Genomic DNA, 24,779 nt, shown 5'->3' on the forward strand with positions numbered 1-24,779 from the left:
TTGACGGCGTCAGCGTCTCGATTTCGTCGAAACCGCCCCTTTTTTCAGCGGGTTAGGTCGGGTGTGCCGCACCCTTCCCTCCCTTGCAAAATGGCGCGGCGTGGCAAAGCCGGGCGGGTCTCCGACGTCCCGCGCGGTGCCGCCGACTGTCTGCGCGCTGGTGTTAACGGGCGCCTCTCTGAATCGTCAAAAAGCCTCTGGACACCTTTGCGGCAAACACCTAGAAACCGCTCACCCAGCCTGCAAAGGCGTCCCGTGCCCGGGTAGCTCAGGGGTAGAGCAGTGGATTGAAAATCCTCGTGTCGGTGGTTCGATTCCGCCCCCGGGCACCATCTAAGCCTCTTAAAATAAACGACTTTCTTAAAATGACAAAACGACCAGAAGGCCGTTGTCTCGTTTTTGTCTCAGGTTCAAGTTTTGTCCCAGTGGCATTTGGAGCACTAAATATTGTGGTTTCCCTTGCGTCCGATACAAGCCGCTCCTATCTTGAGAGTTGGGGGGAAGTGGCTTGCCGGTTCCTTAGCGCCCCGTTCAGCAAAACATCGGCAACTGGCCTGACGGGCGGTGACTTCCAAACCAATGGCACCCGTACGCGAAGAGAAAGGGTTCGCCATGCGCGCAACACTCCTCCTCGAAGCCAGCAAGTCGGATGGTGCGACATACCGCGTCCAGACGACTCTTGACCGAACGGTCGTCCGTTGGCTGATGCGGTCAATCGGATTGTAAGAGTGCGAGGAGAGGTCGGTCTCTTTACTTAGCTATGGCCATCCTCGTTCTGGAGGAACCGTTTGTCGGCGTTTGAATATCGCATTGCCAAGACAGCGCTGAAACTCACATTATCGACATGGTTCGGCTTGGCGAAGCTGAGGCGCGACCATTGAAACGGCCAAAATTCACGGCGCACCTACATCGAAACTTCAGTCGGGATCGACAATATGGCGAGAGAGCTGGGTGGGCCACTTTCCAATAACTGGACAGGTTCTGGCGTGGATTGGGCTACTTTTTGCCCGGTGACCGAGTTGGTTTCTTCTTGATCACTCGACCAAAGCCGAAGGGTCAAGAAATCGTGCTTGGTTTGACTTCATATTCAGGCAGGCCGAGAGCACTGGCCCCTCTCAACGATCAATGCGCCTCGGGCTTGCAGGTCGTCTATCTGCTCTTGCCCGTAGCTGTGCTCGGATAGGATCTCGCGTCCGTGCTGCCCAAGTGTCGGAGCCGGGATCACGACACCGCCGGGGGTATCACTGAATTTGATCGGCAGCCCAATCGCCTTGACCTGACCCGCCAGCGGATGAGTGGTTTCAACGATCATGTCGCGCGCGATGGCCTGCGGATCTCGGTGCATTTCGCAGATGTCCATGACGGGACCGGCTGGCAGACCCGCCTTCTCCATCCGAGTGATCCACTCTTCGGTGTTGCGCTGTTCGAGGTGGCTTTCAAGGATCGGAACGAGTTCCGCAAGATTGGTCATCCGATCCTGATTTGTGCCGAACCGGGGGTCGTCGTCGAGTTCGGGAACGCCGATCACCTCGAGAAGTCGCAGCCAATTGCGCTGGTTGGCGGCCCCGATGTTGATCCAGCCATTCCGCGTACGAAAGGATTGATAGGGGGCATTCAGCGGATGCGCCGACCCGAGCGCGCCGGGGGCCTGCCCGGTGGCAAAGGCAATCGCGGACTGCCAATAAGTCAGAGATATGCCCGCTTCGAAAAGTGATGTGTCCACCATTTGGCCCTCACCGGTTTTCCGTGCGTGGCTGTAGGCCGCGACGCAACCGAGGGCGGCAAGGAACCCGGCCGTGATATCTGCAATCGGCGCGCCGGGTTTGACCGGCGGGCGGCCCGGCCCCTCGCCGGTGATCGACATCAGCCCCGACATTCCCTGCGCGATCAGGTCAAACCCCCCTTTTTCGGTATAGGGACCGGTGCGGCCAAATCCCGAAATCGCGCAATAGACCAGCTTCGGGTTGCTCTTGCGCAGCGTCTCATAGCCCAGCCCAAGGCGTGCCATCGTGTCGTGCCGGTAGTTTTCGATGACGACATCCACGTCGTTGAGCAGCGTGCGCAAGACCTCTATGGCGGCTGGGTCTTTGAGGTTCAGGGAAATGCCGCGCTTGTTGCGGTTCATCATCATGAATGCGGCACTCTCGCCATGGATGTCCGGCGGCAGGAAGCGGCGGCTGTCGTCCCCGTCGGGCTTTTCCACCTTGATGACATCCGCGCCCATATCGGCCAGCATCATGCCGCAGGCAGGGCCTGCCATGATATGCGCAAGCTCGATCACCTTCATCCCGGTGAGGGGGCCTTTGGAGGTCATGTTCCGCTCCAATCCGGTTTTTCCTTCGCCAGAAACGCCTCAAGGCCGTGTTTGAAGTCGTTGCTCATGTAGCACATCGTGATCAGGTCGCTGTCTTCGACGGCTATCGCCTCGCGATTGCGGCGCATCGCTTCCTTTGTGGCGCGAAGTGTCAGCGGCGCCATCTCTCCCATGTGCTTGGCCAACGCCGTAGCCCGTCGCATCAGGCCGTCCTCGTCGGGCAAGACCTCGGACACAAGTCCCGCAGCAGCAGCCTCATCTGCGCCCATGAGACGGGCCGTGAAAATCAGTTCGCGCACACGGCCCGCGCCGAGCAATTCGCTGAGACGGGCGAGGTTTCCCGCGTTCAGGCAGTTGCCGAGCGTGCGGGCAATGGGAAATCCGAACTTCAGCCGCGCGCTTGCGATGCGGATATCGCAGGCCGCGGCGATGGAGGCTCCGCCCCCCGTGCAGGCACCGTGCACGGCCGCAATCGTCGGAAGCGGGCATCGGTCCACAGCCGAAAGAACGCGGGAGATCTCGTCTTCATAATCCAATGCGTCCTGTTCGGTTTCGAAAGCCCGGAACTGGGTCATGTCGGTGCCTGCCGCAAACGCCTTTCCGCCCGCACCGGCCATCACGACCGCGCGGACCGATCCATCCGTGGGGACGTTCTCGCAGAGCCTCGCCAGCTCTTTGTACATCGAAAAGGTCAGCGCATTGCGGGCATCAGGCCGGTTGAACCTGATCCAAAGCGTTTGGTCCGTGACCTGAGACGTGATTTCCGATGTCATGTCGCGATTTGCTCCAGTTCCTTGGGACGAGGTGGATTGATGCGTTGGCGCAGGAGAGATCTGGCCAAGGGGCGGGCAGGCACGGCCTTTCAACCTTCGCCGAGGTTGTCCGACCTGTCGTCGATCGCTTTGATGTGGGCCGCAAATTTGTTCATCATGTGCAATTTCATCAGCTGTCCAAGGCCGTCCGCGTCGCGGGCGCGCAGCTTCTGCATCATGCGCTCATGTTCGTCGATGGCTTCGGCCCATCTTTCATCCGAGAGGTTGACCATGAAGCGGGCGCGGCGGACACGTGCGGCCAGCAACTTGTGATGGCCTTCCAGAATGTCATTGTTTGCGCCACGGATCAGGGCCTGATGGATCTCTTGATTGGCCTGAAAATACGCCTGGCGATCGCGTGCCTGATAGGCCTGCACCATCTCTTGGTGACGCGCTTCGACCTTGGCGACCGCGGCTGCGTCCATATGGTCGCAGGCCAATTCACCTGCGAGTTGCTCCAGCCGGGCGATGACGGGGAACGTGTTTTCCAGCTCCTGACGCGTGACCGTGGCCACACGGGCGCCCCGGTTGGCCTGGAGCACCACAAAGCCTTCGGACGCAAGAACTTTCAGCGCCTCGCGCAGAGGTGTGCGCGACACGCCGAAGGACTCGCAGAGCTCTTTCTCGGGTACCTTTTCGCCCGGCTTGAGCGCATCTTCAACGACAAGGTTGCGCAGCCTGTCAACGAGTTCTTCGTGCAGCGTGGGACGTTTGATCGCCTCGGTCAGGTTCATGGTTCTATCCTATTCAGCTAGCGCCTGATCCAGCAAACGCGCGACATGCACAGCCCGACGCGGTGTGCCGTCGGCAATCTGATGACGGCAGGACGTACCGTCCGCGACCACAATCGCATCATCGGGCGCCGCATCGAGGGCCGGGAAAAGGTCGAGGTTGGCCATCTTGAGCGATATGTCAATCGTCTCAGGCGCATAGCCGAATGCACCGGCCATCCCGCAGCAGCTGCTTTCGATCATATTGACCTCGGCATCCGGGATCCGGTTGAGCAGGTCGAGCATGGGGCTCACGGCCGCATGGGATTTCTGGTGGCAATGGCCGTGCACATAGATCGGCGTGCCAAGCGGCTTCATCGGCAGGTCCGGCCGCCCGGCAAGAAACTCTTCAAAAGTGTGTGTCGCATGTGCCAGCGCTTGCGCGTCCTCTCCGGGGCACAAGGCAAGAAACTCGTCGCGGAACGTCAGGATCGATGAGGGTTCGAGCCCAACCACCGCGATCCCCTTTTTGACTGCCTCTTTCGTCGCATCGATGATCCGCTGGGCCTCCTCTCGGGCCTCATCGACACATCCGATGGCCAAAAGGGTGCGCCCGCAATCCAGGGCCGTTCCAGAGCCGTCCTGTGCGACGGCGATGCGCAGGCCGGCGGCGCGCAACACGCGCAGGGCCGAGCGCAGATTTTCCGGTTCGAAATAGCGGTTGAACACATCGGCAAAGAGCAGAACGTCCGGGTTCGTGTCCTGTGCTTCATCGTCGCGGAACGGGGTCGACGACCAGACCGGCAGATCGCGCCGATGCGAGACGCCGGTGAGCCTTTCGGTCAGCTTCCGCACCGGACCCATCTTGTTGCGCAGGTTCATGAGCCAGGCGAACTTTGCGGCCTTCGGCGCATAGCGTGGCAGGTAGCCGACGAGCTTGTCGCTGAAGGACAGACCGTTTGCTTTACGCCGCGCGGCCAGCACTTCGATCTTCATGCGGGCCATGTCGACGCCGGTTGGGCATTCGCGGCGACAGGCCTTGCACGAGACGCAATACTTCATGGTGTCTGCCATCGCATCCGAGGTCAGCCCGCCCGGCATCTGGCCGCTGATCGCAAAACGCAGCGTGTTGGCCCGCCCGCGGGTCGCGTCCCGTTCGTTCCGTGTGGCGCGGAAGGACGGGCACATCACCCCGTCCTTGAGTTTGCGGCAGGCGCCGTTGTTGTTGCACATCTCGACCGCACCCTGAAACCCTCCGGCAGCCCCGGGCCAGGCGGACCAATCAAGCGCGGTGTCAAACTCCGGGACCGAGTAATTCGGCCCGTAGCGGAACACCCGGCGATCATCCATGGCGGGCGCATGTACGATCTTGCCGGGGTTCATCAGCCCCTTTGGATCGAACCGGGCCTTCACGTCTTCGAAGGCCGAAACGATACGCGGACCGAACATCTTGTCGTGGAATTCGGAGCGGACGATCCCGTCCCCATGTTCGCCGGAATGCGAGCCCTTGTAGTGTTTGACCAGATCAAAACACTCTTCGGCGATGGCCCGCATGGTTTTGACGTCCTTGTCCTGACGCATGTTCAGGACGGGGCGGACGTGCAGGCAGCCCACAGAAGCATGCGCATACCAAGTGCCCTTCGTACCATGGCGTGCAAAGATGTCTGTCAGGCCCTGGGTATACTCGGCCAGATCCGGCAGGGCGACGGCACAGTCCTCTACAAAGGAAATCGGCTTGCCCGCCTGCTTCATCGACATCATCACGTTGAGGCCCGACTTGCGGTATTCCGCGATTGCGCCCTGCAAACCCGTGTTGATCACAGGCACGACGCCCCCCCAGCGGTCACCGCTTTCGGAGAATGCAAAGCCAAGGTCACCCATCAACTCCGTAAGCTCAGCCAGCTTGGCTGCATTTGCCTCTGCACTTCCGTTTGCGAATTCCACCAGCAGAAGGGCGGCTGGATCGCCTTCGACAAAGGCGTCGATTGTCTTTCGAAAGAGCGGAATGTCGCGGCCCAATGCGATCATCGTGTCGTCGATCAGCTCGACGGCTTGGGGGCCAAGCGTCACCAAATGCTGTGCGGCATCCATCGCCGCATAGAAGGTGGGGAAATGGCAGACGCCGATGACTTTTTCGCCGGGCAGGTTTGCAAGGCTCAGGTCGATCTCGGTGAAATAGGCGAGCGTGCCTTCTGATCCCACGAGAAGATGCGCCATGTTCACATCGTTCCCGGTCAGCGCGTCGAGGTTGTAGCCGCCCACCCGCCGTTGGACCTTGGGGAAGCGCCTGTCGATCTCGTCAGCTTCGCGACGACCCAGAGCGCGCATGTCATTGACCAGATCCGCATAGGTTCCGGGCTTTGGGTCCACGCCGTTGAAGCGAGCCTTTGTCCCGTCCGGCAGGATCGCCGATATGGCCCGCACATTGTCCCGCATGATGCCGTAGCGCAGAGACCTGCCGCCCGATGAGTTGTTCGCCGCCATGCCACCGAGCGTGCAGCGGGATGCCGTGGAGGGGTCGACCGGAAACCAGAGACCATGCGGCTTCAAAGCGTGGTTCAACTCATCCAGAACCACGCCAGGCTCGACCCGGGCGGTCAGATTTTCGGTGTCGATTTCCAGAATGCGGTTGAGGTGGCGCGTGTTATCCAAAACCACCGCCCGGTTGACGGTCTGACCGCACTGTGAGGTGCCGCCACCACGTGGCAAGATCGGGGTTTCCTGCTCTCGAGCTACCTCCATTGCGGCTTCCACGTCCTCTGTCGAGCGTGGGATAACAACCGCTTCGGGGACCATTTGGTAGATGGACGCGTCAGTCGCGTATCGGCCGCGCGAGGCGGCATCCGTCATGACCTCACCTTCAATGGCTGAAGACAAGCGATTGAAAAGACGTGTATTCTCGCGCATCAGCCTTCCTGTTCCTCCCGAAGTCGGAGCTGAGATCCGCGCCCGATCTTTTTGGTTGACTGAATTATGAATTCATAATTACGTTTTAGCAACAACTAATCGCGCCGAGTCAATGGCGCCGCTGGGAGGACGAAACAAGATGCGCCAGGCTGGCAGACATTTCCTGCAAATCCCGGGCCCGAGCGCTGTGCCCGACCGCATTCTCAAGGCCATCGGCCAACAGACGATCGACCACCGCGGTCCGGATTTTGCCGAAGTGGGCCTGAAGGCGCTTGACGGTATGAAGACGATTTTCAAGACCAAGCAGCACGTCTTCATTTTTCCGTCCTCCGGTACGGGGGCATGGGAAGCGGCCCTGGTGAACACCGTGTCGCCGGGCGACAAAGTCTTGATGTTCGAGACCGGCCATTTCGCGACGCTTTGGAACAAAATGGCGCGGAAGATCGGGATTGATCCCGAACTTCTGGAGGGGGATTGGCGCGGTGGTGCCGAACCCGATCGCATCGAAGCACGGCTGCGCGAAGACACAGGGCACGAGATCAAGGCGGTCTGCGTTGTCCACAATGAAACTTCGACCGGCTCGGTGTCCCCCATCGCGGAGGTGCGCAAGGCTATTGATGCGGCGGGGCACCCGGCGTTGCTGATGGTGGACTCGATCTCCGGGCTGGCCTCGATCGACTTCCGGTTCGACGAGTGGGGCGTCGATGTCTGTGTCTCCGGGTCGCAGAAAGGGTTGATGCTGCCGCCGGGTCTGAGCTTCAATGCCGTGAGCGAGAAGGCGCTGCAGCACGCCAAATCCAACACCATGCCCCGCAGCTATTGGGATTGGCACGATATGGTCGGTCCCAACAAGAGCGGCTACTTCCCTTACACGCCGGGCACCAACCTGCTGTACGGGCTGAATGAAGCCATCGACATGCTGCATGAAGAGGGGCTGGACAATGTGTTTGCGCGCCACGCCCGTCACGGGGCTGCGACGCGTGCGGCTGTACGCACCTGGGAGTTGGAGGTCCTGTGCGCGCGGCAAGGTCAGGAATCCGGTGTGCTCACCGCGGTGCTGATGCCTGCGGGCCATTCGGCTGACGCCTTTCGCGCAACGACGCTCGAGCACTACGATATCTCGCTCGGCAACGGCCTGTCCAAGGTCGCCGACAAGGTGTTCCGCATCGGACATCTTGGTGATTTCAACGATCTGATGCTGATGGCGACGCTGTCGGGGGTGGAGATGGGCCTGACGAAAGCGGGTGTTCCGCATCAGGCCGGTGGGGCGCAGGCCGCGATGGAGTATCTGAAGGAAACGACGAACGAGCGGGTGGCCGCTGAATAACGCCCCACGCGGGGCACCAAGGGAGGAAGACAAATGACAATCAAAGCAACCATTCTGGCCAGTGTGGCGGCGATCGCGATGCCGCTGGCGGCGACGGCTGCGGACCTGACACTGCGCTTCGGCCATGTCGGCAATCCGGGGTCGCTCTTCGAGGCGTCCGTGAACGCCTTCGCCGAATGTGCGAATGGCAAGCTCGGCGACCGCGCCGAAGTGCAGACCTTTGGCGCAAGCCAACTCGGCAAGGACCGCGAGCTGCTGCAGAAGCTGAAGTTGGGTCAAGTGCACTTCTCATTGCCCTCGTCGGTCATGTCGTCGGTGGCACCGGAGTTCGGGGTGTTCGAGATGCCCTACATCGTGCAGGACCGCGACCACATGCGCCGCATTCAGGCTGAACTTGGCGATGTGTTCCAGGAGGCCGCCTTGCGCGAAGGCTACCGGATCATCGGCTATTTCGAGAATGGCTTTCGCCATATCACCAACAACACCCGTCCGATCAACACGCCCGAAGACCTGCAAGGGATCAAGCTGCGTACTCCGAACGGCGAGTGGCGGGTGAAGATGTTCCAGCAGTACGGTGCAAACCCCACGCCCATGGCCTTCTCCGAGGTGTTCACCGCACTTCAGACCAACGTGATTGACGGGCAGGAAAACCCCTATGCCCAGATCGCGTCTGCCAAGTTCCAGGAGGTTCAGAAGTACCTGTCGATCACGGGCCACGTCTACACACCGGGATATGTTCTCGTGGCCGAAAGCCAGTGGCAGAAGTGGCCGGAAGACGTGCGCGCGGATCTCGAAGCCTGTGGTGCCGAGACGCAGGACTTCGTCTATGAGCATGCGGCCAAGCTCGAAACCGAACTGCTGGATGTGATCCGCGAGGCGGGTGTCGAAATCAACGAAGCCGACAATCAAGCCTTCATCGACGCGTCCGCTGCGATCTACGACGAGTTTGCCACCACGGTCGACGGCGGCGCGGAATTGATCGAGCGGATTCAGACCCTGGCATCCGGGTCCTGATCTAACCCACGTGGGGGGGCCGCTGGTCCCCCTGCTTTCAGCGACGCCGCTCTTTCCGGCACGTTCCTCGGACATCACCGGTGCAACACCACCGGCAGAGGTTTTTATGCTCAAAACGCTACGCAACTTCTTTGAGGTCGTTCTCGAGTATTTCGTGATCTTCCTCATGGTGATCCTCACAACCGTTGTGGTCGTCGCTGTAATCTACCGGCTCGTTGGATCAAGCCTCGCCTGGTACGATGAAATCGCTGCGATCCTGCTTGCGTGGATTACGTACTACGGCTCGGCCTTGGCAGCGCTGCGGCGCCGACATATCGGTTTTGACTCTGTTCTGCTGTCGATCCCCATGCCCACGCGCATGTGGGCTGTCGCGCTGGCCGAGGGTATCACCGCCGCTTTCTTCCTCCTTCTGGCCTGGGCCGGATACACGGTGATGGCGATCCTGGGCGGCATGTCCCTGGTCTCTCTCACCTGGGTGCCGATCAGCTTCACACAATCCGTGATCCCAATCGGGGCAGTGCTCTTCCTGATCTGTCAGGTCCTTAGCCTGCCGGACTACTGGCGCAAGACCGCCGCGGGTGTCTCGCTGGAACATGCTGAAATCGAGGAAGAGGTCGAAACCGAGATGAAGAAAGCGGGGAACGCCTGATGCTGATGCTGGGGATCTTCATCGCCATGGTCGCGATGATCTGTCTGAACGTCCCGATCGGCGTCGCACTCGCTGTTTCCGCTATCGGGGGCCTGCTGGTTCTGGAAGGCACCGGGTCGCTGGTGAACGTCGCTTTGGATATGTACGGCGGCGCGACGAAATTCTCTCTGATCGCGATCCCGATGTTCGTTCTGGCCGGTGCCATCATGAATGCAGGCGGTATCACGGATAGGCTGATCAACTTTGTCGCTGCGCTGATCGGCTTTATTCGGGGCGGGCTGGCCCATGTGAACATCGGCGTTTCGCTGTTCTTCGCCGAGATCTCCGGGTCGGCCGTCGCAGATGTTGCGGCGATGGGGTCTGTCATGATCCCGCAGATGAAGAAGCGCGGCTATTCGGGCGCCTTTTCGGCGGCGGTGACCTCATCTTCGGCCTCGCTTGCGATCATCATTCCGCCGTCGATCCCGATGATCCTCTATGCGACCTCGGCCAACGTCTCGGTCGAGCAGCTCTTCGTGGCGGGTGTGGTGCCGGGCCTGATGGGGGCCGCGGGCCTGATGGGTGTGGCCTACTATTTCGCGCGGCGCTACGACCTGCCGCGGGAGGATGCGTTCTCGGGCCGCAGGCTGTGGGAGGCTTTTGTCGACGCTTTGCCCACCTTCGCGCTTCCGGTGATCATCCTCGGTGGCATCTTCGGCGGGTATGTGACCGCCACCGAAGCGGCCGGGCTGGCAGTCTTGGCCGCGATCGCCATCAGCCTCTGGTATCGCCAGGTCGATCTGCGGCACCTGCAACGCTCCATGCTGGACGGCGGGATGCAGACCGCTGTCGTCATGCTGCTTGTGGCGGCCTCTGTGGTTATGGGCGGCTTCCTGACCCGGGCGCAATACCCTCAGGAGCTGGCGGCCGGTATCCTCAGCATCACCGAGAACAAGTGGCTGATCTTGCTCATCCTGAACTTCTTCTTCCTGATCATCGGCTTTTTTCTGCATTCGGCCGCCGCAATCATTCTGGTCGTCCCGATTGTCATCCCGCTGATCGACGCGGTAGGGATCAACCCTATTCACTTCGGCCTCGTGGTGACGCTGAACCTCGCCATCGGCCAGCAAACGCCGCCCGTGGCCAGCGTTCTGATCACCGCCTGTGCCGTGGCGCGCGCGAACATCTGGGATGTCACCAAGGTCAACATCTATTTCATCGCGGTCCTGCTGACCGTCCTGCTGATGTGCACCTACATCCCGTCCATCCCGCTCTTCCTGGTGGACTACTTCTACAACTGACGCTCCCCCGACCTGCTTACCGGTTCACAGCGGGCAGGCGCTGAAGTCCCTCTGGATTTCACGTGTGCCTCAAACCTGCCACTGCGCCGATCTCGGCCGCATTGAACAACTGCTCACGGTCCTTGTCCCCGGGTCGACACCGCTTTCGCACTCGAGGTTGGCAGGCTGTTTCGAAGACTGTTGCTGATCGGAGGCTTAGACAACCGTGACGGTCAACTCACCGACACCCTCGATGGACGCAACCATGACGTCGCCCCGCTGCACCGCATTCACCCCAGACGGCGTGCCCGCCATGATGACATCGCCCGCGGCAAGTTCGAAGTACTCCGAGAGGTACGAGATCATCTCCGGCACTTTCCAGATCATCTGGTTCAGATCGCCGTCCTGGCGCGGTTCACCGTTCACGGCGAGTGCTATGTGCCCATGATCGGGGTGACCGACGTCGGCAACCGGGCGCAAGGGGCCGACCGGGCCGGACCGTTCGAACGCCTTTCCGATCTCCCAGGGGCGGCCCATCTTCTTCATCTGGCCCTGCAGGTCGCGCCGGGTCATGTCGAGGGACACGCCGTACCCCCAGACGTGATCGAGCGCCTGGTCCACTGGGATGTTCCGGCCGCCCGACTTCAGAGCGACAAGCAGCTCCACCTCGTGATGGACATCCGATGTGTGCGGTGGGTAAGGAAACGCGCCCGACGGATCGAGATTGTTCGGGTTCTTCTGAAAGAAGAAAGGAGGCTCGCGGTCGGGGTCGTGCCCCATCTCCACCGCATGGGCCGCGAAGTTCCGTCCGATGCAATAGACACGCCGGACGGGGAACGTGCCGCCGCCCTCGGTGGGAATGACATGCACCTGAGGCGCGGGAATAACATGATCGGCCATTGCTCTCCTCCTGACCCCTGGGCTGGGCCAAATACCTTGCTTGGACAGCGCCCCATCCTCACCGGCGCGCGGCGGTAGGAAAACGACCCCATCCGCTAGCTTACTCGCAATGTCTGCGCGCAATTGGCAAGGGGGTGCGACATGCTTGACGCCAACCATTTTCGTAATTGGTTCAGGCCGCGGGCGATTTCACTCGGTGTCCGAGAGGCTGCCGGGAAGGACCCGGGAATAGACCGATCGCAGGTGACGCCGCATCGCCTCGGCGGCCCGTTGCCCGTCTTTTTGTGAGATGGCCGCGACGATCTCGTCATGCTCCCAGAAGCTCGAATAGCCGGGGGCGGGGCCGGTTGTCTTGCGGGGCTGGCCCCAGACGATTGACCGCCGAACCGAATTCAACGTTTCGAAGAAATAGAGAAAGAGCTGGTTTCTCGCGGCACGCGCTATGGCATGATGGAGGTGATTATCCCAAGCCTCGTAGGTACGCCAGTCTTCGGCACTCCGGCACCTTTGCGCACAAAGGCGCATTTGTTCGCAGTCGGATTTGCCCGCGTGCTGCGCGGCGAGGCGGCACAACTCCGGTTCGATCGTGAAGCGAACGGTTACGACCTGTTCCGGCTTGATCTGGTCGCGCAGGTAGGTCACGTCCTGCAGATTGAGGACGGGTCGCGCGCCGACAAACGTGCCCCGACCCACGTGGCGCCAGATACGGCCCTGGGCCTCGAGCTCCGACAGAGCCTTGCGCAACTGGTTTCGCGTCGTTCCGAGACGCTGGCACAATTCGCGTTCAGGCGGGATCCGATCATTGTGCCGATAGCCCGCGCTGTCGATCAGATCACGAAGCCTCTGTGTGAGATCAACTGCCATCGCCGCACTCCACCCAATTCGGTGATTGGTTGATTGATTGACGAGTCGAGTTCGTCAAACTGAACCATAGCAGGTGTGGCGGCGAGTCGCAGGTCACGCGTCCCGGCGCCGCAACCCCCAGCACGAGGGAGGAGAGCCGAGTGCGACTGGCAACGATATCCGTGGACGGTCGGAACCTCTGCGGAGCAGTTCTGGAAGATGGCAACATACTGAATATCGCTCAGGCGGCGCGAAATCTTTCGGACCCCGGTGCCAGCGCGCTTCGCACAGGGTCCATGCTGGACCTCATCGAATGTGGGCCGGACGCGCTGGCGGCAGTGCGGGCGCTGATGGCCGAGGCGGATGCGGGCCAAAACGCTGACGCCATCGTGCCGGCGGATACTGCCTTGAACGCCCCCATTCCCGCACCACGCAAGAATGTGCTCTGCGTCGGGCGGAACTACGCGGAGCACATTGCCGAAGGCGACCGCGCGCAAAAACAGAACGTCGGTGTGACGGAGTATCCCGTTTTTTTCACCAAGCCACCGACAGCAGTTGTGCCACCGGGCGGCGACATCCTGATTTTTCCAACTGTCTCGACGAACATCGACTACGAGGTGGAGCTTGCTGTTGTCATCGGAACCGCGGGGCGCAACATCACCAAGGCCGATGCCATGGCCCATGTCTTTGGCTACACGATCCTCAACGATATCAGCGCCCGCGACATCCAACGCCGCCACGGCGGCCAGTACTTCAAAGGCAAGGGGCTTGATGGCTCCTGTCCAATCGGCCCGTGGATCGTGACGGCCGATGAGATCGGCGATCCGCATGACCTTAACATCGGCCTGACAGTGAACGGCGAACAGCGCCAGGACGGAACCACGAAGGATATGATCTTCGATGTTCCGACGCTGATCGCGTCGCTCTCTGAAGGCATGACGCTGGAACCCGGCGACATCATCGCGACCGGTACACCATCGGGCGTCGGCTACGCGATGGAGCCGCCGCAGTTCCTCAAGAACGGCGACAGGATCGTCTGCGCAATTTCCGGGATCGGCACGCTCAGCAACACTGTGCGCACCGTATGACGCCCCTCCAGCGCCGAGACGCGCGGCGCACGGGGCAAACGCAATTGGGAGGAGAAGAACCATGATGAAGAGAAGAACGTTTACCGCATCGCTGCTGTCAGCGCTGCCGGCCACCAGCCTGATCGGAACGCGGGCTTTTGCGCAGGGCTTGCGCGATATCACATTTGTTCAGCCGAGCCCCTCGGCGATCAACTCGTTCCCGGTCTTCGTGGCGATCGGCGAAGGCTTTTTCGAGGAGGAAGGTCTGAATGTGACGGTCGAGGCGATCAATGGCTCTGGCGCTGTGCTGCAGGCCCTCTCCGCGGGCCAGGCGCATTTCGGACGCCCCGGCCCGGGACCGCTCATCGCGGCCCGGTCACGCGGTGTGGATGCCGTGCACATCTACAACGTTGCGGCCCGCAGCAACTTCGGGATCGCCGTACAGGAGGACTCCGAGTATCAGGCCATTGAGGATCTGCGCGGCAAGGTGATCGGAACCGGCACCGCCGATGGCGCCGAGGTGGGGTTCGCCCGCAACGTGCTGACGGGTGCGGGGATGACAGAAGGCGAAGACTTCCAGTTCCTGACCGTCGGCGATGGCGGACCGGCGACGGCAGCCTTCCTGAACGGCGAGATCGACGCCTATTCCGCCTCGACCGCGGACACGGCGATCCTCAATCAGCGCGGCATGAAGGTGCGTGACATCACGCCCGCAGAGTTCGGGCGCTTCTTCGGCAACGGCATTGCGACGATGGCAGAGACCATCGAAAACGACCGCGCGCTCGTCGAAGGCTGGAGCCGCGCCTTCGCCCGAGGCCATGCCTTCGCGCTGAATGATGCGAACCGCGAGGCGGTGCTGGGTCATCTTGCCGAGGGCAATCCGCAAGAAGGTGAAGACAAGGAATTTCAGTCGGCCTTGTTTGACGCCGTCCGGTCCAAGACCATCCCGCCCGAAGGAAGCCCCTACCTTGGCTGGTATCCGGCCGAAGTCTGGGCCGAATGGCAGGACGCGCTGGTTGCGGGTGGCGAAATCTCCGGGCCGCTCGATGATCTCGATGCCGCTTGGACAAATGAGTTCGCAGCTCTGGGAAGTGAGGCCGCAGGCGGATGATCGCAGCGGCCGAACAGGGCTTTTCCGGCGCGTCTGTGGGCGCGCCGGTCTACGAGCTGACCCGTGTCAGCAAGACCTATGCGCGCAACCTCGTGGTGGCGCTCGAGGATGTCACCCTGACGCTGCGCAAGGGCAGCTTCACCTCCGTGATCGGGTCCAGCGGATGCGGAAAGTCGACCCTGCTCAAGATTATGGCGGGCCTGATCCCGCCCTCCAAGGGACGCGTCATGCTGCAAGGTGAGCCTGTGACCGGCCCGCGCAGGGACATCGGCATGATGTTCCAGCAGGCGACCCTCTTTCCCTGGAAGACAGCGGTGGAGAACATCGTCCTTCCTATTGAAATTCGCGATGGCAAACCCGCCGCCGAGAAGGCGAAGGAGAAGGCCCACGCGCTTTTGGACATTGTTGGGCTCACCGGTTTTGAAAACGTCTACCCCAATGAGCTTTCCGGGGGCATGGCGCAACGCGCCTCGATCTGCCGGATGCTGATCACCGAACCGGCAGTGCTTCTGCTGGATGAACCGTTCAGCGCGCTGGATGAACTGTCCCGCGACATGATGAACATGGAGTTGCAACGGATCTGCCGCGAGCAGCAGGCAACGGCTTTTCTCGTCACCCATTCGATCCAGGAGGCGGTGATCCTCTCTGACGAAATCGTTGTGATGAAGCCACGCCCCGGGCGGATCGCCGAGGTCGTCCCGGTCGATCTTCCTCGCCCACGCACGCTCGACATGATGACGACCCCGAAGTTCGGCGAGATCGTCGACTACATCCGCGGCATGCTGGATAAGGGAGAGGACATGTGACCGACGACCGGACCAATGACGCAAACGCTCCCGAAATGATCGAGGATACCGTCTGGGAACAGGAAGTGGCCTTCATTGACTCGGTGCCGCGCTGGATCGCGATGACCTTCGTCTTCGTGGTCTTCATCGGTACCTGGGATCTGGTCACCCGGCTGGGTCTCGTCTCGCCGATCATCCTGCCGACCCCCTGGGAAACCTTCGCCGATATGGTTTTTGTCGGTCAGAACCTCGCAACCGGAGGCTATATGCTCGCAGCACTTTGGATCACCATCAAGGAGGTGATCTACGGCTTCGCACTCGCCATCGCCATCGGGTTCTCATTGGGCGTGCTGGTCGGCGAAACAGCCTTCGGAGAAAAGGCCGTCATGCCCTATCTCGTCGCCATCGATACGATGCCCAAAGTGGCCTTCGCACCGCTTTTCGTGGCCTGGTTGGGGTTCGGCATTGAATCCAAGGTGGCGCTCGCTGCCTTCATCGCAACCTTCCCGATTGTCGTGGGCACGGCCGCTGGGCTGCATGCCGCCGATGAAAACGCCCGCATGCTGTTCAAGACCATGGGAGCGAGCCGTATCCAGACGCTGATCAAGATGAAGCTTCCAAGCGGCCTGCCGCAGATCTTCACCGGCCTCAAGATCGGCGCTGTCGGTGTCATGGCCGGTGCGATCACGGGCGAATTTCTCGGCGGCGGAAAGGGCTTCGGCGAGTTGATCCGCGTTGCTGCGTCTCAGCTGAACACTCCGCGTGTTTTCTCTCTGATCCTCTATCTCAGCCTTGTCGGGCTGGCGCTCTATTTGATTGTGCAGCGAACGCAACGAACGGTCGTGTTCTGGCAGAAGGAAACAGTGGAATCCTACGATGCCGGATGACGGCACCATCGACGTGGGGACGCTCTGCGAATTCGTGGCTTGCGCACTCATGTCTCACGACGTCCCGGAGGCGGACGCCGGCAAGGTCGCAACCCTCATGGTCGAAGCCGACATATACGGCTACGAAACGCACGGTGTCTTCCGTCTTCGGCAGTATCTGGCGCGTCTGGCCGGAGGCGGATGCAACCCCAGGCCGGACATTTCCGTCGCGCAGGAAACCGTCGCCACCGCCCTGATTGACGGCGACAACGGCTTGGGCCACCTGGCCATGGCCACCGCGCGCGATTTGGCCATCCAGAAGGCGGGGGCGGCGGGGATCGGCTGGGTTGGCGTGCGGCGTGGCAATCATGCGGGACCCTTGGCGCTCTACGTCCGCCCGCAAGCCGAGGCGGGTCTTCTGGGGATGGCCGCGGCTGTCGGCAGCGCGAACCACGTGCCGCCCTACGGCGGCAGCGATCTTCTTCTTGGCACAAACCCGATTGCCTTTTCGGCACCCTCAGGTGGCGACGATCCTTTTGTCTTCGACATGGCCACGACTGTAGCGGCGATGGGGAAGATCAAGACACTGCTGCAACAGGGCAGACCGATGCCGGAAGGCTGGATGGTGGGCCGCGATGGGAAGCCGCTGACCGACCCGGCCCGAAAGTCGGAGGGCTTCCTTCTGCCGATCGGTGGCGCGAAAGGTTTCGGGTTGTCTGTGGCAATTGGCTTGATGGCCGGCGTCCTGAACGGTGCGGCATTCGGCTCGGACGTGGTCGATTTCACGAAGGACACGATCTCGCCCACGAACACAGGTCAGGTCGTGATGGCTCTGGACCCGAAAGCGTTCGGTGTCGGTGACGAGTTCGCCGAAGAAGTGGCGCGCGTCTTCGATGAGATGCGTGCGTCTCCCCCTCTGCCGGGTCATGACCCGGTCAGGCTTCCGGGCGACGGCAAATCTGCGCTTGCCGCGACGCGTCGTACCGAAGGTTTGACGCTCAATCCGGCGCTTCGCGCCGATCTCAACGCCCTCGCGATCGGTTGCAATCTGGCTCCGCCCTTTCCGAAATATGCCTGAATTGTGCAAAGGGAGCGGACCTGCGTCCAAAGCGCGCTTGTTTGGCCGCCCGCAGCAACCTGCCAGCCCCTCTTCGCGATAATGCCGCACCCATGTCATGTGGGTCACCTCCCAGCCCTCTCTGGCCGGACGGATGCCGAAGCAGTGATACTCGAACCGCGGGCGGGCGTAGGCCAATCCACGTCGCCGCTTTCGCAAGCCCTCATCCCCTGATCGTGTGTGTGATGCCGACGGGCTGACCGGTGCAAGCCCGCCGACTGGCATCGGACGTTCGCCATTTTTGTCGCGAAAGCCTCGAGCGCAGCGTTTCCGACCGGGCCGTCCGGCTACGAGGGGTGTTCTCGTTTACCAATGCGCACGACTTCTTTGCATCCGACGCGCTCGTGCCGCCCAGCTTTGCTTTGTGTTTGTGGAGCCCGGCATCGCTGATCCCGGACATGCCGCAGAGCGTCCAATCTTCAACCCCTGCCTTGAACTGCTTGAGCGCTCCAATGAGCTGTTCATCAAAATAACCTGCGATCCGCAACTCATCCCGTGCTCAGCCCCATCATCACCACCTTAACGGTCCTGCTTCGGGAGGATGCGTGGCCTCCAAATCCAACAAGGCCGCGCGCGCGGGCTGCATGACTGACGCTGCGTAGGGCACGCCGACGGGTAAGTTGCCCCCTTTAGGCCGGACATCCAAATTCACTACCGATTTGGCATGGATCGAACGAAGCTGAAGTTGCAAGGCTGATCGGCACGGGCGGAGGGCACCTCACGCAACATCAATACTGTTGTGAAGCTGCTGAAAACGGCGACCGCGTCGAAGATTGCTTTCCCGACTTGGAATTGCGCGGGAGTTGCCGCGCCGGTACATTTCTTCAAAACCACCTGCAGGAGCGCTCAGTGCCAAAAGTGATCGTCAATGACCTCCCAACATACGACGGGCCCGACGCCGCTGCAGCTTTTGCCGGCCCATTAGGTGACTACATTGGACGTGCGATTTCCAAACACCATGGGCTAAACCATCTTGGTGCGAATATTGAAACGCTGATGCCGGGAGCATCTTCCTCTCATCGTCATTGGCATGATCGCACCGACGAGTTGGTCGTTGTTCTCGATGGTCATCTGGTCCTCGAAGATGACGCGGGCAGCACTGATCTCGGCGCAGGTGATGTCGCCGTTTTTCCGGCAGGCGATCCCAATGGACACTGCATTACGAACAGATCGAATGCACCGGCCACATTCCTGGTCGTCGGCACCCGCGATGCGGAAGATCGCTGTTTCTACGCTGACATTGATCTCGTCTTGCACCCCGATGGAAGGCTGACGCATCGAGATGGAGAAGACCCCGCCCAGGGCAATCGTTAGGGCCGCGACCCGAAAGCGGGATGGGACAGTTGTTCGCGAAGGAGCGGTGAAGATGAGGTTTTGCGTTGAAAGCAGAAGCCGGAATCTCCCACAGCTAAACGAGGCCAAGACGCTCCGGATCAGCACTGTCATGCATCGCATGGGCCTGCCAGATTGGCCACTTCTGGACCGTCGACGCTCGATAAGCGACGCCAAACCCAGGCTATGGACATAGGCCAACGAAAGTCTCAACATGGCGATAGGCAGACCAGCCGCGAAACCACAATTGAGCGCAGTTTGACCTTGAAGGATGCCCCCGACGGTGGAGCGACGTCTTTGTCGCTGCTGTAGTGGGTGCGGCCCTCTCTCAGGGCCGAGTTCGACTGTCCGTATCCCGATCTGCGAAGACGCGTGCAACGAGTGATGCAACCAAAACTACTCTTGACCGGCAGCGCTGGCCGGGTCGGCCAGTTGATCCGCCCTCGCCTTGGCGCGCTTGGCGGTGCCCTACGCCTGTGCGATCTCCGGTCCGCCGCTCCACTGCGTCCTTGGGAAGAGGAGATCGTTGGCGATCTCTGCGCGATCGCTGATAAGGCGGTCGAGGGGTGCGACACCGTCATCCATCTGGCCGGCATCGCAACCGAAGACGCGTTCGATCCCCTGATCGATGCCAACATCCGGGCTACCTATGCGCTCTACGAGGCGGCGCGCAAAGCTGGTGTCAGGCGTATCCTCTTGGCATCGACCAATCATGTCTCGGGCTTCTATCCCGCGTCCGAGCGTGTCGGCCCTTCGTTGCTGCCGAGGCCGGACAGTCTTTACGCGCTGTCGAAGCTCTGGTGTGAGGGGCTGGCCCGGCTCTATTTCGACGCCCACGGCATCGGCAGCACGGTTGTCCGGATCGGTTCGGTCACCGAAAGCCCGGAAACCCCGCGACATCGCCATACATGGTTCGCGCCCGACGATCTGGTGACCCTGATCCAATGGGTGGTCGCGACACCCGAGCCCCGCTTCGATCTCTTCTACGGGGCGACGCCAATCGGTGACGGGTGTTTCTGGACGACCGAAGGACAGCCCGATGGCTGGGCACCGGCCGCAACGACCCGCCTCGACGGGCTGCCGGAGGGCGATACGGGCCCGTGGCAGGGCGGCGGCCTCGCGGATCGTTTCGAGCGGTGAGCGATGCGGTTCCCGTCGGCCGCTATCGGGCCGTGCTGGGCGAAAGCACACTCTGGCTGCCCGAGCGCAAGTGCATCGCCTGGGTCGACATCGAAGGGCGCGCCACAATCCTGACCGATGTCGAAACGGGAGAGGAGCAAATCAACAAGTTGCCGGACCGGCCGACGGCCCTTGCCGATCTCGGCTCCGGCCTGCTGGTCGCGCGGGACTGCGGGATCGTTGGTCCGGACGGGACCATCCTCGCAGCCAACCCGCAACGGCCGCCGGGACGGTTCAACGACGGGACGGCCGGGATCGGCGGCCAGTTCTGGATCAGTACCATCGGACCGGAGGGCGGGCGGCTGCATCGTCTGGGCCGGGACGGACAGGCGTGGCACCTGCGCCGCGATCTCGTGACCGGGCTGGGCACACCCAATGGCCTGGCGCTGTCGCCAGATGGCCAATGGCTCTATCTGTCCGACAGCCGGGCCGAGCGCCAGGGTATCTGGCGTTTCGCCCACGACCCGCGCACCGGTGACATCACAGACCGCCAGCCGTTCTTCGAAACCGCTGGCCATACCGGTCGGCCGGACGGCGCGACCACCGACACAGCGGGGAACTACTGGTTCGCAGGTATGGACGCTGGAGAGGTGGTCTGCTTGTCGCCGTCGGGCGACATCCTGCGCCGCGTTCCGTTGCCGGTGTCCAAGCCCACCCGTCCCGCCTTGGCCAGTGGCCGCCTTTTCGTGACATCCATCCGGATGCCCGACGAGCCCCTGTCGGGCCGATTGCTGGCCGTGACCCTCTAACCTGACGAGGCGCCACTTCAATCCGGCAGGGTATTGGCCGCGATGAAATCCCGATCGAGCGCGTCTCCGAGACCCGGTGCCTCGGAGAGATGCACGAGGCCATCCGCATCCATCGGATCCGGGATCGCCGTCAGATGCGGGGGCGGCGCATCATGATCGAGAAACGGGTGCAGAAGCCCCCTCTCGTAGTAGCGTCCCGCGCCTGTGCCTCCAATCAGGGCGAGGTTGCCGACACCGCCGCCATGCACCTCGATCTCCATGTTGAAGCTTTGCGCGAGATGGACGCATTTGATCGCAGGCGTGATGCCTCCGACGTCATTCACGCCGGTGCGCAGCACATCGCAGGCGCCGGACGCCGCCCATTCCGCCCGCGTGAAATGCTTGCCCGGCGCACTTTCCGGTCCGATCACGGGAATGCTCAACTGCTGCGACAGCCAGCGGTACGAAGATGTCGAGGCCTCCTCCATCGGTTCCTCGTACCAAAGGTAGCCAAGCGCCTCGATCCCCCGCCCTAGGGTCAGGGCCTCGGTGCGCGAATACCAATGGTTGGCGTCGAGCATGAGGGCAATGTCGGATCCCACGGCCTCGCGCACAGCCGCGCAGGCGGCGATATCCATCCGGACCGATGGTGCCCAGGAGACGGGCGGCATCCAGGTATGCAACTTGATCGCCTGATACCCCCGCGCAACAAGCGCCTCGGCAAAGTGCCCATAATCCTCGGGCGTCGCGAGTCCCTCCTTTCGCTCATCACCGCACATCGTGCTGCCATAGGCCGGCACTTTGTTGCGCGCACCGCCGATCAGGCGCCAGACCGGCAGGCCGAGCGCCTTGCCCGCAAGATCCCAAAGCGCATGGTCCACGTAGCCGATGGCCTTGTCCGTGAGTTGCTGGGCCGCGCCGCGCTGCCAGCGCGCCATTGCCTGCCAGAGCCGCTCCCGGTCGAACGGGTTCTGGTCAAGAAGAATCGGCCGGATGTACGCCTCAAGCAACTCTGCGCGCAGCACGCTCGGAGGGCAGAGAACCTCACCGGTCACACCCGCATCGGTGTCGATCGAGAGCAGGGCCAGCGTTGTCGGGCGCGGGGCGCAGGGGTGATCGTGACCGTCGCTGTCCTTTTCTTTGACCGTCTCGGTCCGAAAGCGGATCAGCCGGACGCTGGTGATCGCAAGCGCCTTCATAGGCGATAGTCCTTGTAGGGAGACCGTTCGAGCAGATCGTGGTTCAGCTCGACACCCCAGCCGGGACCATCGGGCGCCCGCGTCACCCCACCATGCACCTCGGGAAGCGGGGTGTAGATCTCTTCCGCCCAGGGCTGACGATCGAGCCGCCCGCGCCATTCATGGGCTTCCGTGTGGTCCGGCAGCGACGTCAGAAGGTGAAGGGTGAAGATCTGGAGCATCGACATGGTCGGGCAATGCGGCATCAGGGGCAGCCCTGCCTCTTGCGCGATCGTGGTCGCCTGAAGACAGCGCGACAGACCACCGATATAGGCCAAGTCGCATTGCAGGATATCCACCACTCCGTCGCGGGCCATGACGCGGAACTTCCCCATGTCATTGTCCTGCTCGCCACCCGACACGGCCATGGAGAGGGTCTTGGCCACGCGCGCCGTCCCGATCATATCATCGAAGGGGCATGGTTCCTCGAAGTGATAGAAGTCATGGGCTTCCATCAGCCGGCCCGTCACGATAGCGGCGTCCGGGTCGTATCCGCCGTTGGCATCGCCTGACAGGCGCATCTGCGGAAACGCAGCGCGCAACGCCGGGATCAGCTGTTCGGTCCGCTCTTCATGTCCTTCCACCGTGCCGCCCAGGCGCCAGCCGACCTGCACCTTGACCGCCGTGTAGCCGTTGGCGGCGACCTCGGCCCGGATGCCCTCGATTTCCTCCTCCGGAGTGGTCTTGCGCGTCCGGCGCGACAGGTAGACGGGAATGTCGCGGGCGGCAGACGCGCCCAACAAGGCCCAGACCGGTGCGCCCGCCCGCTTGCCCGCAAGATCCCAGAGCGCGGTGTCGACGCCCGCCAATGCGCGCGCCAGAAACGATCCGCGAAACTTGTAGGCGTTGTTCCAGACATGCTCCGACACCGCGCGGGTATCTGCTGCACGCCCCAGAACGCGCGGAATGACGAGCCGGTCGAGCGCAACGGCGGTCACCTCCGAGGCGAGAGCCGCCGTCTGGCCCCAGCCCGTCGCCCCGTCGCGGTCGGTAACTTTCACGACGAGGCATTCGGGAAGCGCCCATGTCTCGATCCGATCGATAACAGACGTGCCCATGCGCCGTCACCTTACTGCGGTCTGCGCCGCACCCAACCCGCGCATGTCGAGGAACGGGCGTTCCGAGTGATTGTCCGACATCTGGTTGGCGACCGACAACCGGTAGGCCGGATCATCCCACGGCGAGGGCAACTCGGCCGGTGCCGGACCGGCGGCGCCGTAGACCAGCATCTCGTTCTCGTCGAAGACCACGACTTCTTCGCGGTAGTCGCCGATCAGGTCGACGGCATGCATGTAGAGCCGCATGTCCTCCGCATGGTGGCTGAAGACGGCTGCCCTGTAGTTTTCGCGGATTTCGAGCTTGGCGTTGCTGGCGACGTTGACGATGATCCCGTACTCACCCTCGAAGACCTCGTCCACGCTGCGGTCGCCATCCCAGTCGATTGCATAGCCCGAGCTGAAGTGCTTGTCGCCCCGGAACAACTCCTCCCCTGTGCCCGAGAGGACCACCATCTGCTTTTCGTCGTCGCCGAGCGCCCATTCCACGGTCAGCTCCAGTCCGGGACTGTCGGGGAAGAACTCACCGGCGACGAGAAGCTTGGCGTCGTCATGAACGCCGGGGCTCTCCCAAAGCGTTTCCCCGGTGACCGGGTCGAGCACTTTGGCGTGGAGCCCCTCGTAGGACAGGGCGAGTTCCTCACCATCGCGATCCGGGATGAGATCCGCGACGATCACCTTGTCGAGATGGTCGTAGTAATGGCCCTCACCAAGCCAGGCCTCGGGGGTGAGCCGCATGCCCTGAGCGCCGTCCGGACCGAAGAGGTGACGGCCAATGACCTCCTGCGCGCCGTCCCCGTTCAGATCGTAGGCCCAGGGGTAATGCGCTGGGATGATCCCCGCATCATCGTCCGCCGTCGCCCACAGGAGCGTCAGATCCGCTGAGAAAGCGCGGAGCCTGCCATCGGAATTGCGCTCGTCGATCAGCAGCAGCTCGGACGGGGTGCCGTCGCCAGTCAGGTCTGCGACGATGGTCTTCACACGAAGAGAGCGTTTCGCGTGGTGCGATTTGGGATTCGCAATATCGAGCTCTGCTCGGTGCTTGACCGCGCCCGTCGCGCCGTCGACCACTCGCATTTCCATGCTCCCGCGCTCGGTGGCAAAGGCGCCCGCAACCTCCGACAGACCGTCGCCGTCGAGGTCCCAGATCACGTATTTGTAGAAGTACCGGTTGGAGGGCAAGGGCAGATCGAACCCTGCTTCATAGTCCCACAGCAACTCCACACCGTCACCGGTGAACCGGAACGCCTGCATGCGGTTCGAGTTCACATGGCGAATGAAATCGCGCGGATCTCCATCGTTGTCGAGGTCCCCGAAATGGGCGGATGATCCTCTGAAATAGGCGCCTTCGGGCGCGAAGGACGACAGGTCCAGGTGCAGTTTGAGTTCAGGTGCAGGCAGCTCTCCGGCCAAAGCAGGAGCGGCCGCCAGCACAAAGGCAAGCGATAGATAAGGCTTCATGTCTTTCTCCCTCGGTTAAGCTCCCAGCGCGATGGGTCGTCTCGCTGCGGAGCAGATGCGTCTGCTCATCAGGATGGCTGCGGCATGATCGCGCCGCGGCACGCG

At 61.9% G+C, this 24,779-nt stretch carries 21 protein-coding genes and 1 tRNA gene; 13 read left to right on the top strand and 9 right to left on the bottom strand.

Annotation, left to right across the window (positions count from 1 at the left end):
• Nucleotides 1–257: 257 nt before the first annotated feature.
• Nucleotides 258–332: transfer RNA gene (locus MUB52_RS12690), tRNA-Phe, on the top strand.
• Nucleotides 333–1,087: 755 nt separating this feature from the next.
• On the opposite strand, the gene MUB52_RS12695 is transcribed toward MUB52_RS12690, so the two are convergent.
• From MUB52_RS12695 to MUB52_RS12710, 4 genes are all read right to left on the bottom strand, one after another.
• Nucleotides 1,088–2,314, bottom strand: a complete 1,227-nt coding sequence (locus MUB52_RS12695) for a CaiB/BaiF CoA transferase family protein (protein WP_263844599.1) — start codon at nucleotides 2,312–2,314, stop codon at nucleotides 1,088–1,090.
• Nucleotides 2,311–3,087 (bottom strand): enoyl-CoA hydratase, encoded by a 777-nt coding sequence (locus MUB52_RS12700; RefSeq protein WP_263844600.1) that lies wholly within the window; start codon nucleotides 3,085–3,087, stop codon nucleotides 2,311–2,313. The genes MUB52_RS12695 and MUB52_RS12700 overlap by 4 nt, the downstream gene beginning before the upstream one ends.
• 89 nt (nucleotides 3,088–3,176) lie before the next feature.
• A complete protein-coding gene (locus MUB52_RS12705) occupies nucleotides 3,177–3,860 on the bottom strand; it encodes a GntR family transcriptional regulator (protein ID WP_263844601.1) in 684 nt (227 codons plus the stop codon).
• A 9-nt stretch (nucleotides 3,861–3,869) separates the two neighbouring features.
• Nucleotides 3,870–6,743 (bottom strand): FAD-binding and (Fe-S)-binding domain-containing protein, encoded by a 2,874-nt coding sequence (locus MUB52_RS12710; protein ID WP_263844602.1) that lies wholly within the window; start codon nucleotides 6,741–6,743, stop codon nucleotides 3,870–3,872.
• A gap of 139 nt (nucleotides 6,744–6,882) precedes the next feature.
• Between MUB52_RS12710 and MUB52_RS12715 the strand changes: the two genes are divergently transcribed.
• From MUB52_RS12715 to MUB52_RS12730, 4 genes are all read left to right on the top strand, one after another.
• Nucleotides 6,883–8,070 (top strand): pyridoxal-phosphate-dependent aminotransferase family protein, encoded by a 1,188-nt coding sequence (locus tag MUB52_RS12715; RefSeq protein ID WP_263844603.1) that lies wholly within the window; start codon nucleotides 6,883–6,885, stop codon nucleotides 8,068–8,070.
• Nucleotides 8,071–8,103: 33 nt separating this feature from the next.
• Entirely contained in the window at nucleotides 8,104–9,084 is a 981-nt protein-coding gene (locus MUB52_RS12720) for a TRAP transporter substrate-binding protein (protein ID WP_263844604.1), read from the top strand.
• 106 nt (nucleotides 9,085–9,190) lie between these two features.
• The gene (locus MUB52_RS12725) at nucleotides 9,191–9,733 is read left to right on the top strand and encodes a TRAP transporter small permease (RefSeq protein ID WP_263844605.1); all 543 of its coding nucleotides are present in this window, start codon (nucleotides 9,191–9,193) and stop codon (nucleotides 9,731–9,733) included.
• Entirely contained in the window at nucleotides 9,733–11,013 is a 1,281-nt protein-coding gene (locus tag MUB52_RS12730) for a TRAP transporter large permease (protein ID WP_263844606.1), read from the top strand. The genes MUB52_RS12725 and MUB52_RS12730 overlap by 1 nt, the downstream gene beginning before the upstream one ends.
• A gap of 195 nt (nucleotides 11,014–11,208) precedes the next feature.
• Here MUB52_RS12730 and MUB52_RS12735 read toward each other — a convergent pair whose 3' ends face one another.
• Nucleotides 11,209–11,892: a fumarylacetoacetate hydrolase family protein gene (locus tag MUB52_RS12735; RefSeq protein WP_263844607.1), complete on the bottom strand. Its 684-nt coding sequence runs from the start codon at nucleotides 11,890–11,892 to the stop codon at nucleotides 11,209–11,211.
• Nucleotides 11,893–12,081: 189 nt separating this feature from the next.
• Nucleotides 12,082–12,756, bottom strand: coding sequence for a FadR/GntR family transcriptional regulator (locus MUB52_RS12740; protein ID WP_263844608.1), 675 nt, complete (start codon nucleotides 12,754–12,756; stop codon nucleotides 12,082–12,084).
• A 275-nt stretch (nucleotides 12,757–13,031) separates the two neighbouring features.
• Between MUB52_RS12740 and MUB52_RS12745 the strand changes: the two genes are divergently transcribed.
• From MUB52_RS12745 to MUB52_RS12780, 8 genes are all read left to right on the top strand, one after another.
• The gene (locus MUB52_RS12745; protein ID WP_263844609.1) at nucleotides 13,032–13,823 is read left to right on the top strand and encodes a fumarylacetoacetate hydrolase family protein; all 792 of its coding nucleotides are present in this window, start codon (nucleotides 13,032–13,034) and stop codon (nucleotides 13,821–13,823) included.
• A 61-nt stretch (nucleotides 13,824–13,884) separates the two neighbouring features.
• Nucleotides 13,885–14,913, top strand: a complete 1,029-nt coding sequence (locus MUB52_RS12750; RefSeq protein ID WP_263844610.1) for an ABC transporter substrate-binding protein — start codon at nucleotides 13,885–13,887, stop codon at nucleotides 14,911–14,913.
• Complete coding sequence (locus tag MUB52_RS12755) at nucleotides 14,910–15,719, top strand: ABC transporter ATP-binding protein (protein ID WP_263844611.1); 810 nt, start codon at nucleotides 14,910–14,912, stop codon at nucleotides 15,717–15,719. The genes MUB52_RS12750 and MUB52_RS12755 overlap by 4 nt, the downstream gene beginning before the upstream one ends.
• Nucleotides 15,720–15,754: 35 nt before the next feature.
• Complete coding sequence (locus MUB52_RS12760) at nucleotides 15,755–16,585, top strand: ABC transporter permease (protein ID WP_263844636.1); 831 nt, start codon at nucleotides 15,755–15,757, stop codon at nucleotides 16,583–16,585.
• Nucleotides 16,575–17,642, top strand: coding sequence for an Ldh family oxidoreductase (locus MUB52_RS12765; RefSeq protein WP_263844612.1), 1,068 nt, complete (start codon nucleotides 16,575–16,577; stop codon nucleotides 17,640–17,642). Before MUB52_RS12760 ends, MUB52_RS12765 begins: the two co-directional genes overlap by 11 nt.
• Before the next feature lie 888 nt (nucleotides 17,643–18,530).
• A complete protein-coding gene (locus tag MUB52_RS12770) occupies nucleotides 18,531–18,995 on the top strand; it encodes a cupin domain-containing protein (protein ID WP_263844613.1) in 465 nt (154 codons plus the stop codon).
• Between the two features lie 402 nt (nucleotides 18,996–19,397).
• A complete protein-coding gene (locus MUB52_RS12775; RefSeq protein ID WP_263844614.1) occupies nucleotides 19,398–20,153 on the top strand; it encodes an NAD-dependent epimerase/dehydratase family protein in 756 nt (251 codons plus the stop codon).
• Nucleotides 20,150–20,941 (top strand): SMP-30/gluconolactonase/LRE family protein, encoded by a 792-nt coding sequence (locus tag MUB52_RS12780; protein WP_263844615.1) that lies wholly within the window; start codon nucleotides 20,150–20,152, stop codon nucleotides 20,939–20,941. Before MUB52_RS12775 ends, MUB52_RS12780 begins: the two co-directional genes overlap by 4 nt.
• A gap of 17 nt (nucleotides 20,942–20,958) precedes the next feature.
• Here the strand turns inward: MUB52_RS12780 and MUB52_RS12785 are convergent, their stop codons facing one another.
• The 3 genes from MUB52_RS12785 to MUB52_RS12795 are packed head-to-tail and all read right to left on the bottom strand — an operon-like array spanning nucleotide 20,959 to nucleotide 24,674.
• Nucleotides 20,959–22,119 (bottom strand): enolase C-terminal domain-like protein, encoded by a 1,161-nt coding sequence (locus MUB52_RS12785; protein ID WP_263844616.1) that lies wholly within the window; start codon nucleotides 22,117–22,119, stop codon nucleotides 20,959–20,961.
• A complete protein-coding gene (locus MUB52_RS12790) occupies nucleotides 22,116–23,216 on the bottom strand; it encodes a mandelate racemase/muconate lactonizing enzyme family protein (protein WP_263844617.1) in 1,101 nt (366 codons plus the stop codon). The genes MUB52_RS12785 and MUB52_RS12790 overlap by 4 nt, the downstream gene beginning before the upstream one ends.
• 6 nt (nucleotides 23,217–23,222) lie before the next feature.
• Nucleotides 23,223–24,674: a rhamnogalacturonan lyase family protein gene (locus MUB52_RS12795; RefSeq protein WP_263844618.1), complete on the bottom strand. Its 1,452-nt coding sequence runs from the start codon at nucleotides 24,672–24,674 to the stop codon at nucleotides 23,223–23,225.
• Between the last annotated feature and the right edge of the window lie 105 nt (nucleotides 24,675–24,779).

The sequence above is a fragment of the Roseobacter sinensis genome, from assembly GCF_025755255.1.
In the GTDB taxonomy this organism is placed as follows: domain Bacteria; phylum Pseudomonadota; class Alphaproteobacteria; order Rhodobacterales; family Rhodobacteraceae; genus Roseobacter; species Roseobacter sinensis.

What these genes read in the sequence shown, in the direction of transcription:
- MUB52_RS12700 (WP_263844600.1), bottom strand. Translation starts at nt 3,087, where the DNA reads ATGACATCGGAAATCACGTCTCAGGTCACGGACCAAACGCTTTGGATC.
- MUB52_RS12755 (WP_263844611.1), top strand. Translation starts at nt 14,910, where the DNA reads ATGATCGCAGCGGCCGAACAGGGCTTTTCCGGCGCGTCTGTGGGCGCG.
- MUB52_RS12750 (WP_263844610.1), top strand. Translation starts at nt 13,885, where the DNA reads ATGATGAAGAGAAGAACGTTTACCGCATCGCTGCTGTCAGCGCTGCCG.
- MUB52_RS12720 (WP_263844604.1), top strand. Translation starts at nt 8,104, where the DNA reads ATGACAATCAAAGCAACCATTCTGGCCAGTGTGGCGGCGATCGCGATG.
- MUB52_RS12785 (WP_263844616.1), bottom strand. Translation starts at nt 22,119, where the DNA reads ATGAAGGCGCTTGCGATCACCAGCGTCCGGCTGATCCGCTTTCGGACC.
- MUB52_RS12695 (WP_263844599.1), bottom strand. Translation starts at nt 2,314, where the DNA reads ATGACCTCCAAAGGCCCCCTCACCGGGATGAAGGTGATCGAGCTTGCG.
- MUB52_RS12705 (WP_263844601.1), bottom strand. Translation starts at nt 3,860, where the DNA reads ATGAACCTGACCGAGGCGATCAAACGTCCCACGCTGCACGAAGAACTC.
- MUB52_RS12795 (WP_263844618.1), bottom strand. Translation starts at nt 24,674, where the DNA reads ATGAAGCCTTATCTATCGCTTGCCTTTGTGCTGGCGGCCGCTCCTGCT.
- MUB52_RS12765 (WP_263844612.1), top strand. Translation starts at nt 16,575, where the DNA reads ATGCCGGATGACGGCACCATCGACGTGGGGACGCTCTGCGAATTCGTG.
- MUB52_RS12735 (WP_263844607.1), bottom strand. Translation starts at nt 11,892, where the DNA reads ATGGCCGATCATGTTATTCCCGCGCCTCAGGTGCATGTCATTCCCACC.
- MUB52_RS12745 (WP_263844609.1), top strand. Translation starts at nt 13,032, where the DNA reads ATGCTGGACCTCATCGAATGTGGGCCGGACGCGCTGGCGGCAGTGCGG.
- MUB52_RS12710 (WP_263844602.1), bottom strand. Translation starts at nt 6,743, where the DNA reads ATGCGCGAGAATACACGTCTTTTCAATCGCTTGTCTTCAGCCATTGAA.
- MUB52_RS12760 (WP_263844636.1), top strand. Translation starts at nt 15,755, where the DNA reads ATGATCGAGGATACCGTCTGGGAACAGGAAGTGGCCTTCATTGACTCG.
- MUB52_RS12730 (WP_263844606.1), top strand. Translation starts at nt 9,733, where the DNA reads ATGCTGATGCTGGGGATCTTCATCGCCATGGTCGCGATGATCTGTCTG.
- MUB52_RS12790 (WP_263844617.1), bottom strand. Translation starts at nt 23,216, where the DNA reads ATGGGCACGTCTGTTATCGATCGGATCGAGACATGGGCGCTTCCCGAA.
- MUB52_RS12725 (WP_263844605.1), top strand. Translation starts at nt 9,191, where the DNA reads ATGCTCAAAACGCTACGCAACTTCTTTGAGGTCGTTCTCGAGTATTTC.
- MUB52_RS12715 (WP_263844603.1), top strand. Translation starts at nt 6,883, where the DNA reads ATGCGCCAGGCTGGCAGACATTTCCTGCAAATCCCGGGCCCGAGCGCT.
- MUB52_RS12775 (WP_263844614.1), top strand. Translation starts at nt 19,398, where the DNA reads ATGCAACCAAAACTACTCTTGACCGGCAGCGCTGGCCGGGTCGGCCAG.
- MUB52_RS12740 (WP_263844608.1), bottom strand. Translation starts at nt 12,756, where the DNA reads ATGGCAGTTGATCTCACACAGAGGCTTCGTGATCTGATCGACAGCGCG.